The organism is Streptomyces sp. NPDC004838 (assembly GCF_053600955.1).
Window position 1 is genome coordinate 24,409 of record NZ_JBSGAW010000023.1, and the last position, 14,572, is coordinate 38,980.

A 14,572-nucleotide genomic window follows, 5' to 3' on the forward strand; every position below is an offset into this window, starting at 1 on the left:
TGTCGCGGGCCCGGAGCAGAATGGGGTCATGACTGAGATCACCGACTCGATGCCCGACTGGGAGAAGCGCTTCCGTGCGCCGCGCGTCTCCCTCCCCGACTGGGCGGAGGACGCGCCCGACCGCTCGCTCTTCGTGTCGAACGCCACGGGGACGTACGAGCTGTACGCATGGGATCGCGCGACCGGCGGCCAGCGGCAGATCACCGACCGGCCGAACGGCACGACGGACGGGGTGCTGTCGCCCGACGGAGCGTCGATCTGGTGGTTCTCGGACACGGACGGGGACGAGTTCGGGATATGGATGCGGCAGCCCTTCGACGGCGGGGAGGACGTGCCCGCCGCCGAAGGGCTGGAGCCCTCGTATCCGGCGGGCCTCGCGATCGGCCGGCACGGTGTGTCGGTCGTCGGCCGGTCCACCGAGGAGGACGGGACGACGATCCACGTGGTCGGAGCGGGTGCGGGTTCCGGTGCGGGTGCGGGGGCCGGTACGGGTTCCGGTGCGGGTGCGGGGGCCGGTGCGGGCGTGGGAGCCAGTACGGGTGCGGGAGCCGGACCGGGCGTGGGAGCCGGACCGGTCGAGATCTATCGGCACCGGCAGTCCGCGGGTGTCGGCGATCTGTCGCACGACGGCACGCTGATCGCGATCGAGCACACCGAGCACGGCGACGCGATGCACTCCGCGCTCCGCGTCGTCCGTCTCGACGGCAGCACGGTCGCGGAGCTGGACGACACCGAGGGGGGCACGAAGGAGCTGGGGCTCGAAGTCCTCGGATTCGCGCCCGTGGAAGGGGACACCCGGCTGCTCGTGGGACATCAGCGCCGGGGCCGCTGGGAGCCGATGATCTGGGATGTCGTCTCGGGTGACGAGACAGCTCTGGCGATCGACCTGCCGGGCGATGTGAACGCGGAGTGGTATCCGGACGGTTCGGGGCTGCTGGTCGCGCACAGCTTCAAGGCGCGCGGCGAGCTGTGGCGGTACGACCTGGCGACCGGCGCGCTGGTGCGGATCGCGACACCGCCCGGTTCGGTGTCGGGCGCCACCGCCAGGCCCGGCGGGGAGGTGGAGTACCTCTGGTCGTCGGCCGCGCTGCCGCCGCAGGTGCGGTCGACGGCGGGCGGGGTGGTGCTCGACCCGCCCGGTTTGAAGGCGCCGGAGTCCGTGCCGGTGGAGGACGCGTGGGTGGAGGGGCCCGGGGGGCCGATCCACGCGCTCGTGCAGCGCCCGGCCGGGACGACGGGTCCGCTGCCGACCGTCTTCGAGATCCACGGCGGCCCGACCTGGCACGACAGCGACGCCTTCGCCGCCGGCCCCGCGGCCTGGCTCGACCACGGTTACGCGGTGGTCCGGGTCAACTATCGCGGCTCCACGGGGTACGGGAGGGCGTGGACGGACGCGCTCAAGCACCGGGTGGGGCTGATCGAGCTGGAGGACATCGCGGCGGTCCGCGCCTGGGCGGTGGACTCCGGTCTCGCCGATCCGGAAAAGCTGGTCCTGGCGGGCGGCTCATGGGGCGGCTATCTGACGCTCCTCGGCCTCGGCACCCAGCCCGAGGCGTGGGCGCTGGGGCTCGCGGCGGTCCCGGTCGCGGACTATGTGACGGCGTATCACGACGAGATCGAGGCGCTGAAGGCGATGGACCGCACCCTCCTGGGCGGCACCCCGGAGGAGGTGCCGGAGCGGTTCGAGGCGTCGTCGCCCCTGACGTATGTGGACGCGGTCCGGGCACCCGTCTACATCTCGGCGGGCGTCAACGACCCGCGCTGCCCGATCCGCCAGGTGGAGAACTATGTGGACCGCCTGGCGGCGCGCGGTGCGGTCCACGAGGTGTACCGGTACGACGCGGGCCACGGCTCGCTGGTGGTGGAGGAGCGGATCAAGCAGGTCGCCAAGGAGATCGCCTTCGCCGCGGCGCACCTCGGGACGCCGCAGGGCGCGCCCGTCGGGCCTCCGGCGGCGGCGGGAGAGGGGGCCGGGACCCGGTAGCCGGGACGCGTTCCGTACCGTGGAGGGGTGTACCGGTTCCTGCTGACGCCCCGCTGGTGGGGTATCAACGTCTTCGTCGTGCTGGCGATCCCTTTGTGCGTCTTCATGGGGACATGGCAGCTCGGGAGGTTCGAGGACCGCGTCGACACCCAGAAAGCGGCCGAGCGGGAACCCAGCGCCGAGGAGCGGCGAGCGGTGCCGCTGGACGAGCTGCTGCCCGTCGACAAGGAGACGTCCGGCCGGACGGCGACGGCCACCGGCCGGTACGGCGAGCAGTTCCTCGTCCCCGACCGCGAGGTGGACGGCAAGCGCGGCTCCTATGTGCTGACGCTGCTGAAGACCGACGGCGGCCGTACGCTCCCCGTGGTCCGTGGCTGGCTGGCCGATGGCAAGCCCTCGCCCACGGCCCCCGAGGGCGAGGTCACGGTGACGGGCGCGCTCCAGGCGTCCGAGACGACGGGCACGGACGGCGTGCACACATCGGGCGGCCTCCCGAGCGGGCAGCTGGGCATGATCAGCGCGGCCACGCTGGTCAACGTCGTCCCGGACGACGTGTACGACGCCTGGGTCACCCTCAGCAAGGCCGACACCGGTCTGGTGGCGGTGCCCGCCGCCCTCCCGGAGGGCAGCGGGCTGGACCTCAAGGCGTTCCAGAACCTCGGCTACAGCGGGGAGTGGTTCGCGGGCGTCGCGTTCATCCTGTTCATGTGGTTCCGTCTGTTCCGGCGCGAGGTGGAGACGGCGAAGGATCGCGCACTGGGTCTTGAGCCGGACCCGAACCCGGTCCTGGCGGCCTCGCCCGGACCGGGGCGTGAAACCGGGGCGTGATTACTGGGGCGTGATTACCAGGGCATGAAACCGCGGCGCGAACCTGCCCCGCACCGCGCTGCCCCTGCCGAACCCCGTACCGACCTCCGCGCTGCCCTGACCGACCCCGTACCGCCCCTACCGGCCCCGCACCGCGTACCGGCCTCGCGCCGACCTCCCACACCGGCCTCGGCCCCGCAAGCGGCCCCCTGGCCGGCCCCGCGTCGGCCCTGGGCCCGCTCGCGGCCCGACGGCGGCGCGGTGCCATGACGCGGCTTCGTGTGCGACGGTGGAGCCCGCACCCCGTACCCGGCGGTACCCACGCACCGTTCGACCCGCGGGGACGTGCAACTACGCTGTTCCGACCGCCGTTACGACCGTGTCCGATCCCGTTGGAGAGCGAGCCTTCCCTTGGCCTGTGACCTGTGGCTGGTCCCCCTCGTCGATGTGTTGTGCCACAGCCCCGACAATCCCTTCGCCGAAGAGATCGCCTCCTACGACAAGGCCCTGACGGACGCCGGACTGCCGACCGTACCCGTATTCGCCTATATGCCCGGACTATCCGGAGAAGTCGCTCCGGTGGCCGTGTTCGACTACGACGCCCTGCACTTTCTGCGACGGGCGTATCTGCTCCAGCTGTGCGGGCTCGCGGTGACGCCCGTCGATGAACTGGGCGGGGACTACGAGCAGTTGCTGGAGATGTTCGAGGGGACCGCCCAGCAGTCCCATCTGGTCTGGCACTACGACCACGCCGGGGCGTATGTCCCGGTCGACTTCCCGTCGCCGCTGTTCAACGATGAACTGCTCGCGGGCGGGGGGCCGCTGGGTTCGACACAGGGGCTGCTGCGGGAACTGGAGTTCGTCGCGCCGACGATCGGGATCGATCACGCGAATCCGCCCGCCGCGCCGCAGGCACCGGAGCGGCCGACGTCCCTGGAGGAGCCGGCGGGGCCGATGCCGCACGACGAGAGCCCCTTCGCACGCGAGCGGTACGTATGGCTGGGACTGCACGCCGCGGCGACGCGCAGCCTCGGGCAGGGGTCGATGATCGTCTTCAGCTGACGCGGTCCAAGGCTGACGCGATCCAAGAAGGGACGGCGGCCGGGCTCCCGCGGGGCCTCGCCGCCTTCGCCCGCCGCCTTCGGACGCCCCGGCCGCCGGTGCGCTCCCCTGCGCGGGCGGCGGCTTCACCTCGCCCTCTTCGCCCCGCCGCCTTCGCCTCGCCGTCTTTGAACGTCCGGGCCGAGCGTTGTGCCGGCGCGGCCGTGGCCGTGCGGGGCGCGGCGCCCCTGGATCAGCCCGGCCGACGCCCCCGGGTCAGCCCCGGTCGGCGCGGCCTGCCACTGGCCACCGCGGCCTGCCGCTGACTGCCTCGACTACCTCGGCGGCTCCGGCGGCCGCTGCCGGGGCATGTTCGGGCGCGTGCCCGGCGGCAGCGACGTACGGCTGCCCGGAAAACCCGGTTCGGAACCCCGTGCGTGACCGCCGGCCGACGGCAGCGGCGTCGCCTGGAGGACCAGCGCGTCCAGGCCCCCGTGGAACGCCCGCATCCAGTCGGCCGTCTCCGACCGCACCAGTTCCTGCACATCCTCGGAGAACTGCCTCAGCACCCGCAGACACCGCTCGGCCGCCTCGCTCGCGGTGCCCTCGGTGGGGCCAAGGATCTCCCGTACGCTCTCCGACGCCCAGTCGAATTGCAGCGCCTGCAACCTGCGCTGCACCGCTTGCGCCGTCGCCATGTTCCGCATCCAGCCGGACGTCACACCGAAGTACCGGTCGCACGCCAGACACGCCGCGCCCAGCAGCAGCGACAGATATCCCCACCCCGCCGCGCCGTCCGCGAGACCGGTGAGATCGAGGAGCGGGAGGGTGGCGCCGGCGATGGTGCCCAGGGCCGTGCCGAGCCGTAGTATCCGGCCCGTACGCCGCTTCCAGACGCGATCCGCCAGGTACCAGTCCACCGTGCGCAGCGCGGACGTCTCGACCCAGCGGTACAGCTCGTCGAGGCGTTCGGCCGGTTCTCCCCAGTCGCCGAGCGGGAACTGCCCTCCGGTCAGATCACCGCGCGGCACCTCACCGCGCTCCTCCCGGGCCGGCCCCCCGGGCTGCATCTCCGGCTGGCTCACCGGGGCACTCCTCTTCGACTCGGTGTGAAACGTGGTGCGTGGCGCGTGGTACGTCGTGCTCGGTGCGTCCGGTGCGTCATGCATCGTGTGCGTGGTGCAGGGTGCGTCGCGCAGGTTGCCTCGTGCAGGGACCAGGAAACGGGTTCCGTGGCACACGATGCGTGCTGCGTGACAGGTAGTGCTGGCGGTGCGTACGTACACCTGGGTGCACCGCGTGCTGGCTGATTTGCACCGATGCGCATGCTCTTCCTACCGCCGAATGGTGGGCCGTGTGGTGGAAATCCCAGTATTTCCGTCCACAAGTACGTCTTGATCAGGTAGAGGACCCGCAGCTTAGTCCCTCGAAAGAGTTGTCGCCTCAGGGTGGGGCGGGCGGCCCGGTGAACACGTAGGCTCGGCATACCGAAACAACCGTCGTCGAAGTGCCAGGAGTGACCGTGATTCCCGGTGGTGGCCAGCCCAATATGCAGCAGCTGCTCCAGCAGGCCCAGAAGATGCAGCAGGATCTCGCCCGGGCTCAGGAGGAACTGGCGCAGACCGAAGTCGCAGGTCAGGCGGGCGGTGGACTGGTGAAGGCCACGGTGACCGGCTCCGGCGAGCTGCGCGGACTGGTCATCGACCCCAAGGCCGTCGACCCCGAGGACACCGAGACCCTCGCCGACCTGGTCGTCGCCGCCGTGCAGGCCGCGAACGAGAACGCGCAGCAGCTCCAGCAGCAGAAACTGGGCCCGCTGGCCCAGGGCCTGGGCGGTATGCCCGGCCTGCCCTTCTGAGACGGCGGCTCACCCACTACCGTACGAGCTGTGGCAGCCGTGGCAGTCTCGGAAGCGGTGTCGGAGCCAGCCCCGGTCTCGGTTCCGGAGCCGGAGCCGGAACGGGTCTCGGAACCGAAGCCGGAACGGGTCGCGGAGCCGGAACGGGAACGGGTCTCGGAGCCGGTCTCGCGGTCGGCTCGCTCAGCCGCCGGCCGGGAAGGCGGCCGTGCACACGGCCTTACACGCAGAGGGAAGGCAGTCCGTTGTACGAAGGCGTGGTTCAGGACCTCATCGACGAACTGGGCAGGCTGCCCGGCGTCGGTCCCAAGAGCGCGCAGCGGATCGCCTTCCACATCCTGCAGGCCGAGCCGGCCGACGTCCGCCGCCTGGCCCACGCCCTCCTCGAGGTGAAGGACAAGGTCCGCTTCTGCTCGGTCTGCGGAAACGTCGCCCAGCAGGAACAGTGCAACATCTGCCGCGATCAGCGCCGCGACCCCTCCGTCATCTGTGTGGTGGAGGAGTCGAAGGACGTGGTCGCGGTCGAGCGGACCAGGGAGTTCCGTGGCCGCTACCACGTGCTCGGCGGTGCCATCAGCCCCATCGAGGGCATCGGCCCCGACGACCTGCGCGTCCGTGAACTGCTCGCGCGCCTGGCGGACGGCACGGTCACGGAGCTGATTCTCGCCACGGACCCCAATCTGGAGGGCGAGGCCACCGCCACGTATCTCGCGCGCATGATCAAGCCGATGGGCCTGCGGGTCACCCGGCTGGCCAGCGGTCTGCCCGTGGGGGGAGACTTGGAATACGCCGACGAGGTCACGCTGGGGCGTGCCTTCGAGGGGAGACGACTTCTCGATGTCTGACGCCATGCTGCACGCAGTGAACCGGGACCCGGCCGATTTCGCGGTCCAGATCGCCGACTCGATCGAGTCCTTCATCGTCGCGACCACCGAGGTCGCGAAGGGCGACGAGCCGGACAGCGCGGTGCCGTTCCTGCTGCTGGAGGTCTCCCAACTGCTGCTCACCGGCGGCCGTCTGGGCGCGCACGAGGACATCCTTCCGGACGAGCGGTACGAACCGGACATGGGCCCCGAGCCGGACGTGGACGACCTGCGGGAGCGCTTCGCGGCGCTGCTGGACCCGGTGGACGTCTTCTCCGAGGTCTTCGACCCGTACGAGCCGCGGAAGGCGCCGGTCGCCTTCCGTATCTCCGACAACCTCGCCGACATGATCACCGATCTGCGGCACGGCCTCGCCCACTACCGCGCCGGGCGGACCACCGAGGCGCTGTGGTGGTGGCAGTTCTCGTACTTCTCCAACTGGGGTTCGACCGCGTCGGCGACTCTGCGTGCCCTTCAGTCACTCGTCTCGCATGTCCGGCTCGACCAGCCGCTCCCGGCGCTGGACGGGCTGGACACGGACGAGGACCTGGCGGACGACCTGCTCGCGGAGGAGGCGGGGAAGGTGATGGCGGAGGAGATCGCCGTGCCGCTGGGGCTGCGTACGACGATGTGACCCGCGGCGTGTACGGCCGTACGGCGGCCGGTCGGGCGCTCAAGCAGCGCCCGTCCATCGGACCGCGTCGTACCCTCTGTACGGCCGCACGGCGGCGGTCGAGGCCGGGCCTCACGGCGCCCGCTCCGCGTGTGACGCCGCGCACAAACCGCGTAGGCGGGCGCTCCCTGGGCAGTAGTCGATCCGGTAGTGGCCGTGATCACTTCCTGAACAGCGCATCTCACCATGTGACTGCACGGGGACGGAACCCGGCCGCTCGTTAAAATGAGCCGACCGCAGTACATGGCTGCGGTGGAGAACCGAGCGAGGAGCGCACGTGGGCCTTGTCGTGCAGAAGTACGGAGGCTCCTCCGTCGCCGATGCCGATGGCATCAAGCGTGTCGCCAAGCGGATCGTGGACGCCAAGAAGAACGGCCACCAGGTGGTCGTCGTGGTATCCGCGATGGGCGATACGACGGATGAGCTGATCGATCTCGCCGAGCAGGTTTCCCCCATCCCTGCCGGGCGTGAGTTCGACATGCTGCTGACCGCTGGAGAGCGCATCTCCATGGCACTGCTGGCCATGGCGATCAAAAACCTGGGCCACGAGGCCCAGTCCTTCACGGGCAGCCAGGCAGGCGTGATCACCGACTCGGTCCACAACAAAGCGCGCATCATCGATGTGACGCCGGGCCGGATCCGTACGGCGCTCGACGAGGGCAACATCGCCATCGTCGCCGGCTTCCAGGGTGTGTCCCAGGACAAGAAGGACATCACCACCCTCGGCCGCGGCGGCTCCGACACCACCGCAGTCGCCCTCGCCGCCGCGCTGGACGCCGAGGTCTGCGAGATCTACACCGATGTGGACGGCGTCTTCACCGCGGACCCCCGCGTCGTGCCGCTGGCCCGGAAGATCGACTGGATCTCCTTCGAGGACATGCTGGAGCTGGCGTCCTCCGGCTCCAAGGTGCTGCTGCACCGCTGCGTCGAGTACGCACGCCGATACAACATCCCGATCCATGTCCGCTCGTCCTTCTCCGGACTGCGCGGAACCTGGGTCAGCAACGAGCCGCAGGGAGACCAGCAGGTGGAGCACGCCATCATCTCCGGAGTCGCCCATGACGTCTCCGAGGCCAAGGTCACGGTTGTCGGGGTGCCGGACAAGCCGGGCGAGGCCGCGGCCATCTTCCGTACGATCGCGGACGCCCAGATCAACATCGACATGGTCGTCCAGAACGTCTCGGCCGCGACGACCGCGCTGACCGACATCTCCTTCACCCTTCCCAAGACGGACGGTACGAGGGCGATCGACGCGCTGGAGGGCGCGAAGGATCAGATCGGCTTCGAATCGCTGCGCTACGACGACCGGATCGGCAAGATCTCGCTGGTCGGCGCGGGCATGAAGACCAACCCCGGTGTCACCGCCTCCTTCTTCGAGGCGCTCTCGGACGCGGGGGTGAACATCGAGCTGATCTCGACATCCGAGATCCGTATCTCGGTCGTCACCCGCGCGGACGACGTCGCCGAGGCCGTGCGCGCCGTGCACACCCGCTTCGGTCTCGACAGCGACTCCGACGAGGCGGTCGTGTACGGCGGCACCGGGCGATGACCCGCAAGCCGGCGCTCGCGGTCGTCGGAGCGACCGGAGCCGTCGGCGCGGTGATGCTCCAGATCCTGTCCCAGCACGAGAACGTCTGGGGCGACATACGGCTCGTCGCCTCCCGGCGCTCGGCCGGCCGCAAGCTGGCCGTGCGCGGGGAGGAGTGCGAGGTCGTCGCGCTGGACGAGGAGGCGCTGGCGGGCGTCGACGTCGCGCTCTTCCTGGTGCCCGCGGAGGTGTCCGCGCAGTGGGCGCCGATCGCCGCGGCCAAGGGCGCGGTGGTCGTGGACAACTCCGCCGCCTTCCGGCTCGACGCGGACGTCCCGCTGGTCGTGCCGGAGGTCAACCCCCATGCCGTACGGGTCCGTCCGCGCGGCATCATCGCGAGCCCGCACGACACCACCCTCGCCATGATCCCGGCGGTGGGCGCGCTGCACGCCGAATTCGGGCTGCGGGAACTGGTCGTCTCCTCCTACCAGGCCGTCAGCGGCGCGGGACGGGACGCCGTCGCCACGCTGCGGGCCCAGATGTCCCTGGTCGCGGGTACGGAACTGGGCGTCGGCCCCGGTGACGTACGCCGTGCGGTGGGCGACACCGCAGGAGACGGGCTCGGGCCCTTCGCCGCGCCGATCGCGCTCAACGTGGTGCCGTGGGCGGGGACGCTGGAGGACGGCGGCTGGTCGTCCGAGGAACTGGGGCTGCGGGCCGAGACCCGTAAGATCCTCGGCCTGCCGGGACTGCGGGTCGCGGCGACCTGCGTACGGGTGCCGGTGCTGACGGCGCACTCCCTCGCGGTGCACGCGCGCTTCGAGAGCGAGGTCTCGGTGGAGCGCGCGCACGAGATCCTGGCGACCTCACCCGGCGTCGTCCTCTACGACGATCCGGCCGTGGGCGACTTTCCCACCCCCGCGGACGTCGTCGGAACGGATCCGACCTGGGTGGGGCGGGTCCGGCGGGCCCCGGACGACCCGTGCGCGCTGGAACTGTTCGTCTGCGGCGACAACCTCCGCAAGGGGGCCGCGCTGAACTCCGCGCAGATCGCGGAGGCGGTCGCCGCGGAACTCCGGCTGTAGGCCGGCCGGGAGCAGGCGGCAGCGGGCGGTACGCCCGGCGTGAGCGAACCGCGCGGCTGCCTCCCGCCGGACCGGTCCGGGCCTGACACCGCCGTCGGACGGTCCGGGCCTGACACTGCCGTCGGACGGTCCGGGCCCGCGACGGCCCAGGCGGGCCCGCCACGGCGCGGGCATTCCGGTCCGGGCCCTTGCCGACGTGGACCTGGGTCCGGCCCCCGGTGGACCTCGGTCCGGCCCCCTGCCCCTCCAGAACCTCCGGCCCTTCTCGTACCTCGGGCCCCTCCGGAACCTCCGCCCGCCCCCTCGGCTCTCCCCGCTCCACCTCATGGGTCCCTTGGCCATAGAGTCACCGTGTGCACTCGCCGACTGTTCCATGATCGGATTTCTTGAGCCGATTCAGTGATCGGTCTTGTGTGGATGCCTCCTGCACTTTGTAGGATCTGTGAACGCCTCGTGAGCGAGTCGCAGGTCCAAACCATTTGAGCTGGGGTGCGAGGATGATCGTCATTTCCCTTCCCCCTGGTCTGCAACCGCCAGTCGGTCGGGAAGCGTCTTTGCGGACGCCTCTGTACGGCGCCGTCATCAATGGGGCATTGGGGAAGAGCGAGTACGCATGGCTGCAGACGAATCACCCACAAAAGTGGTGGCGTGCGCGTACAACCCTGACGGGGGGAAGCGTGTCCAACAGGCGTGGCAGAGGTACTCGACATCGCAGGAGCGGCCCCGTCCCGCAGCGCTTCGACGCGCCGCGGCGGTGCGGGCTTCCTGGCTCCGTTCTCGATTCCCGGACCTGTTCCGGCATCGAGAACCCGGCCGGGGCCGGAACCGGTGTCGGCACCGGCATCGGCGTCGGGTGCTTCGGTACGCCCCGTCCGCAAGACCCGCCCGGTCGGCGGCCTGCCGGTGATCGCACCCATGCCCACGCCCCGGACGGCCCAGTTCCCGTCTCAGCGCGAGGGCGCTGAGAACACCATGGCTTCGGGCACCACCGTCGATCACCTCACCGAGACCTACCGGGCCCACTACCGGTCACTGCTCGGTCTCGCCGCGCTCCTCCTCGACGACACGGCCTCCTGCGAGGACGTCGTCCAGGAGGCGTTCATCCGCGTCCACTCGGCGCGCAACCGCGTACGCGACCCGGAGAAGACCCTCGCCTATCTGCGGCAGACCGTGGTCAATCTCTCCCGGTCCGCGCTCCGCCGCCGCATCCTCGGGCTCAAGCTGCTCTCCAAGCCGATGCCGGACATGGCGAGCGCCGAGGAGGGGGCGTACGAGCAACTGGAGCGGGACGCCCTGATCAAGGCGATGCGCGGACTCCAGCGCCGCCAGCGCGAGGTGCTGGTACTGCGTTACTTCGCGGACATGACCGAGGCGCAGGTCGCCCAGACCCTGGGCATATCCCTCGGCTCGGTGAAGGCGTACGGTTCCCGGGGCATCGCGGCGCTGCGCGTCGCGATGGAGGCCACGTCATGAACGGGCACGAACACAGGCGTGAGCGGTACGAGCCGGACGGGCCGTTTGACGACCGGACTGGGAACGGAATTGTGAACAACGGGCCGGAGAACGAGTGGAACGGCCGCGTCGACGGGTCGGACGGACCGGGTACGCCGGGAGGGCCCGCAGGAGCAGGCGGGACAGGCGGACCGAGCGGACCGGGCTTTCCCGGAGGGTCGGACCGGCCGGACGAGTCCGACGACGGGGACGGCGACGGACTGGCCCCGGACGAACTGGAACTGCGCCGATTGTTCCAGGGCGCCGTGGAGGACCTGCGGCCCGCCGACGGCGCCCTCGACCATCTGCGCAGGGCGGTCCCGGCGCGGAAGGCCCGTAAGAGGCAGATACTGATCGGCGCGGTCGCCGCGGTGCTGCTGATGGGAACCGGAGTCCCCGCCTTCGTCCATGTGGCGAACTCCGACGGCGGCGCCAACGACCCCGCATCCGTGTCCGCGGGCCACGGCAAGCACTCAGAGGGCGGCACGGACGAGGAGCAGGGCTCCTCCGGCGGCCACGGCGACTCGGGCGGCTCCAAGGAGAGCGGCGAGGAGGGCGAGGGCCCCGGCAAGCCGAGCGACTCGCCCGGCGGCCCGTCCGGCACGGGTACCGGCGGCAACGGCACGGGCGGAACGGCCGTCCCGCCCGGCATCGTCGCCACCGACTCCCCGAAATGCGCTGCCGAGCAGCTCGGCGTCACCTCCGCGCAGGCGGGCCAGCCCGACTCCGAGGGCAAGGTCTACGGAACCTTCCGGGTCGCCAACGTGTCCGCGACCGAATGCGCGGTCAGCGGCCGGGGCACGATCGGTTTCGCGGTGAAGGGCGCGGCCGACGAGTCCAAGATCAAGGTGGTCGACCACACGGCCGGCGACGCGGCCACCGGCCTTCCCGACCCCTCGCAGGAAGCCGCGGCGCTCCTGCTGAAGCCGGACTCGGTGTACGAGGTGCGGTTCGCCTGGGTCCCGAAGGAGACCTGCCCGACCGGTGGTCCCTCCCCCGACCCCACCGACTCGCCCGGCACTTCGGGCAGCGCCAGCGCCTCGGGCGGATCGGCCCCCAACAACGTCCAGCCCCAGCTCGAAACCACCGAGACCGGCACCGACGGCAGCGTCTCGGTGACCCACACGGCCGAGCCGGGAGCCCCCAGCGCGGAAACCACGATCCCGAACGCCTGCTCCGGCACGATCTACCGCACGGGCGTCCTGGGCGGGTAGTCGGCGATCAGCCGGCGGTTGGCCGGCGATCAGCCAGCGGTTGGTCGGCGGTTGGACGGCCCACCTCGGGGCGCGGCCGCGTGACCGGGCCGCCTTTCGTTCTTCCCTCCAGGCGATCACTGGGGCGCCCTGCGCCATGAGTTCCTTCGCCAGCTGCTTCAACTCCGCCATGCAGGCGGAGAGATCGGCGTCATACCCGGACGCGGGGTCCGGTCGAGGCGGTGGGACGTCCGGGGTTCCGTGTCCTGGGGCGTACTCAGGGGGGATTGGAGGGCTGGTCCCCGCTCATGGGTTCAGCCGATCCGCCCATGCCATCGACTTCCCGTAGTACGCCAGGATCACCGTCCGGGCCGCGGCCATGTCGCCGAGCACCACCGCGTCGATCAGTTCCTCGTATCCGGTGAACAGCCAGTCGCGCGCCCGCGGGTCCGCCCGGAGGTGCGGGACCGCGAAAACCCAGCTCTGCACTCGTAGTTGATGCAGGAAGTTGGAGATGTACCGGTTGGAGACAATGGCACCGAGTTCACGCCAGAAGCGCAGGTCATAGCCGATGAGAATGTCCAGATCGCCACAGCGTGCCGCGCGCGCCGCCTCTTCGGCGCGGCGGCGGACCGGTACCACCGCCTTGGCGTTCACCCGCGTACGGCCCTGGCGTTCCGCGTGCTGGATGATGCCGTCGATGACCAGCGACCGCGTCTCCACCATCTCCCGGTAGTCGTCCACCGAGAATTGATGCACCCTAAAGCCACGGTGCTGGTCGGAGTCGAGCAGCCCCTGTGCCGAGAGGTCGACCAGTGCCTCGCGTACCGGCGTCGTGGAGACTCCGTACTGCTCGGCGATCTGCTTGACCGTGAATTCCTGTCCGGGCTGGAGGCGACCGGCCAGCACCTCGTCACGCAACGCGTCCGCGATCTGCTGCCGCAGTGTGCTGCGGGTGACAGAGGTGTTGCCGGGACCGGGCATCGATGGGGTCTCCTTCGCCGGGGGTTGCGGACACGATAGGCCAGCAGGAACGTACCCCGTGCGCCCGGATACGGGCGATCTGTGGAAAGGGAGTTGAGTGTGGGCGACGTCTTCGAGGCGGCCACGGGGGACGAAGTGCGGGTGGGCGGGGCGCCGATGGATGAGGCCGGCCGTGCCGCTCGGGCCGCCGAGGTCCGTGCGGCCTTCGCCGGGCTCTTGCAGATTCGGCGGCTGACGGGCTCCGTGCCGGCGGAGTGGGAGCGGAACCGGATGGTACGGGCGGTCGCCCTGACGCTGGAGGCGGCGGGGGTTCCGGCGTCCGCCGTGGACGAGGAGGGCCTGCGGGTGGCGACGGGGTACCGAGTCCGGGTGGCGGACCGGGAGGGCGCGGTTCGCGTCGACTGGGTGGGGCCGGCGGGCAGTGGGGCGGCGCATGAGGAGGAGACTCGCCTGGCCGAGTGCGTGAGGGCCCTCGACTCGGCCTCGGGGTGGGAGTGCCTGCGGTATCGCGGGGCGCGGGGGAGGCGGTACTTGGAGGTGGAGGTGGGAGGGGGGTGAGTGCGGGGCGCGGGGCGCGGGGCGCGGGGCGCTTGGCCGCGCGGGGGGGGTGCGGGTTGCTTGCGGGCGCGGGGGGTGCGGGGGCTTGTTCGGTTCGGGTGGCCTGCTGCCGCAAGGGGCGTGGGCACTTGTCGAGTGCGGGTTGCTTGCTGCCGCAAGGGCGCGGGCGCTGGCCCGGTGCGGGTTGCTTGCTGCCGCAAGGGGTGCGGGGTCTTGTCCGGTGCGGGTCCGGGGGCCCTCCGGGCTCGACTCCTCGGGGTCGGCGGCATACAGGCACCTTGGTCAGGAACCCCGAACTTGCCGCCGATCCCCTGCGGGGACGACCCTGCACACCCCCTCCCACAGGCGGACAAGAACGCCCCGCCCCCAGGGTTCGCCGGAGACGCGAAACTCGAGTCCCTCGGGGCCAGGCAGGCGCACGTGGTGCGGGGGCTCGTTCGGTGCGGGTTGCTTGCTGCCGCAAGGGGTGCGGGGTCTTGTCCGGTGCGGGTCCGGGGGTCCTCCGGG

13 protein-coding genes are annotated in these 14,572 nt (G+C 71.0%); 11 read left to right on the plus strand and 2 right to left on the minus strand.

All coding sequences use genetic code 11. From position 1 onward, the window contains the following. The first annotated feature begins 28 nt into the window (after nucleotides 1-28). From ACWEFL_RS24435 to ACWEFL_RS24445, 3 genes are all read left to right on the plus strand, one after another. Nucleotides 29-1,984 (plus strand): prolyl oligopeptidase family serine peptidase, encoded by a 1,956-nt coding sequence (locus ACWEFL_RS24435; protein WP_451716365.1) that lies wholly within the window; start codon nucleotides 29-31, stop codon nucleotides 1,982-1,984. A gap of 27 nt (nucleotides 1,985-2,011) precedes the next feature. Then, nucleotides 2,012-2,812 (plus strand): SURF1 family protein, encoded by an 801-nt coding sequence (locus ACWEFL_RS24440; RefSeq protein ID WP_451716368.1) that lies wholly within the window; start codon nucleotides 2,012-2,014, stop codon nucleotides 2,810-2,812. A gap of 390 nt (nucleotides 2,813-3,202) precedes the next feature. After that, nucleotides 3,203-3,853, plus strand: a complete 651-nt coding sequence (locus ACWEFL_RS24445) for a hypothetical protein (RefSeq protein ID WP_451716370.1) — start codon at nucleotides 3,203-3,205, stop codon at nucleotides 3,851-3,853. Between the two features lie 314 nt (nucleotides 3,854-4,167). Here ACWEFL_RS24445 and ACWEFL_RS24450 read toward each other — a convergent pair whose 3' ends face one another. Then, the gene (locus ACWEFL_RS24450) at nucleotides 4,168-4,917 is read right to left on the minus strand and encodes an SLATT domain-containing protein (RefSeq protein WP_451716372.1); all 750 of its coding nucleotides are present in this window, start codon (nucleotides 4,915-4,917) and stop codon (nucleotides 4,168-4,170) included. Between the two features lie 437 nt (nucleotides 4,918-5,354). On the opposite strand from ACWEFL_RS24450, the gene ACWEFL_RS24455 reads away from it, so the two are divergent. The 7 genes from ACWEFL_RS24455 to ACWEFL_RS24485 all read left to right on the plus strand — a co-directional run bounded on the left by ACWEFL_RS24455 (nucleotide 5,355) and on the right by ACWEFL_RS24485 (nucleotide 12,544). Beyond that, nucleotides 5,355-5,690, plus strand: a complete 336-nt coding sequence (locus tag ACWEFL_RS24455) for a YbaB/EbfC family nucleoid-associated protein (protein WP_451716562.1) — start codon at nucleotides 5,355-5,357, stop codon at nucleotides 5,688-5,690. A gap of 245 nt (nucleotides 5,691-5,935) precedes the next feature. Further along, the gene (recR, locus tag ACWEFL_RS24460) at nucleotides 5,936-6,535 is read left to right on the plus strand and encodes a recombination mediator RecR (RefSeq protein ID WP_451716375.1); all 600 of its coding nucleotides are present in this window, start codon (nucleotides 5,936-5,938) and stop codon (nucleotides 6,533-6,535) included. Then, entirely contained in the window at nucleotides 6,528-7,187 is a 660-nt protein-coding gene (locus ACWEFL_RS24465) for a DUF5063 domain-containing protein (protein ID WP_451716378.1), read from the plus strand. Before recR ends, ACWEFL_RS24465 begins: the two co-directional genes overlap by 8 nt. A 316-nt stretch (nucleotides 7,188-7,503) precedes the next feature. After that, nucleotides 7,504-8,775, plus strand: coding sequence for an aspartate kinase (locus ACWEFL_RS24470; protein ID WP_451716381.1), 1,272 nt, complete (start codon nucleotides 7,504-7,506; stop codon nucleotides 8,773-8,775). Next, nucleotides 8,772-9,839 carry an aspartate-semialdehyde dehydrogenase gene (locus ACWEFL_RS24475; protein ID WP_451716383.1) on the plus strand — a complete coding sequence of 356 codons (1,068 nt, stop codon included), beginning with the start codon at nucleotides 8,772-8,774 and terminating at the stop codon, nucleotides 9,837-9,839. Before ACWEFL_RS24470 ends, ACWEFL_RS24475 begins: the two co-directional genes overlap by 4 nt. A 690-nt stretch (nucleotides 9,840-10,529) precedes the next feature. Then, nucleotides 10,530-11,312: a SigE family RNA polymerase sigma factor gene (locus ACWEFL_RS24480; RefSeq protein ID WP_451716386.1), complete on the plus strand. Its 783-nt coding sequence runs from the start codon at nucleotides 10,530-10,532 to the stop codon at nucleotides 11,310-11,312. Next, nucleotides 11,309-12,544 carry a hypothetical protein gene (locus tag ACWEFL_RS24485; protein WP_451716388.1) on the plus strand — a complete coding sequence of 412 codons (1,236 nt, stop codon included), beginning with the start codon at nucleotides 11,309-11,311 and terminating at the stop codon, nucleotides 12,542-12,544. Before ACWEFL_RS24480 ends, ACWEFL_RS24485 begins: the two co-directional genes overlap by 4 nt. Nucleotides 12,545-12,829: 285 nt before the next feature. On the opposite strand, the gene ACWEFL_RS24490 is transcribed toward ACWEFL_RS24485, so the two are convergent. Next, nucleotides 12,830-13,507, minus strand: coding sequence for a GntR family transcriptional regulator (locus ACWEFL_RS24490; RefSeq protein ID WP_451716391.1), 678 nt, complete (start codon nucleotides 13,505-13,507; stop codon nucleotides 12,830-12,832). Nucleotides 13,508-13,663: 156 nt separating this feature from the next. On the opposite strand from ACWEFL_RS24490, the gene ACWEFL_RS24495 reads away from it, so the two are divergent. Further along, on the plus strand, nucleotides 13,664-14,065 hold the full coding sequence (locus tag ACWEFL_RS24495; RefSeq protein WP_451716563.1) for a hypothetical protein: 402 nt from the start codon (nucleotides 13,664-13,666) through the stop codon (nucleotides 14,063-14,065). The last annotated feature ends 507 nt before the right edge of the window (nucleotides 14,066-14,572 follow it).

What these genes read in the sequence shown, in the direction of transcription:
- ACWEFL_RS24485 (WP_451716388.1), top strand. Translation starts at nt 11,309, where the DNA reads ATGAACGGGCACGAACACAGGCGTGAGCGGTACGAGCCGGACGGGCCG.
- ACWEFL_RS24435 (WP_451716365.1), top strand. Translation starts at nt 29, where the DNA reads ATGACTGAGATCACCGACTCGATGCCCGACTGGGAGAAGCGCTTCCGT.
- ACWEFL_RS24495 (WP_451716563.1), top strand. Translation starts at nt 13,664, where the DNA reads ATGGATGAGGCCGGCCGTGCCGCTCGGGCCGCCGAGGTCCGTGCGGCC.
- ACWEFL_RS24490 (WP_451716391.1), bottom strand. Translation starts at nt 13,507, where the DNA reads ATGCCCGGTCCCGGCAACACCTCTGTCACCCGCAGCACACTGCGGCAG.
- ACWEFL_RS24475 (WP_451716383.1), top strand. Translation starts at nt 8,772, where the DNA reads ATGACCCGCAAGCCGGCGCTCGCGGTCGTCGGAGCGACCGGAGCCGTC.
- ACWEFL_RS24465 (WP_451716378.1), top strand. Translation starts at nt 6,528, where the DNA reads ATGTCTGACGCCATGCTGCACGCAGTGAACCGGGACCCGGCCGATTTC.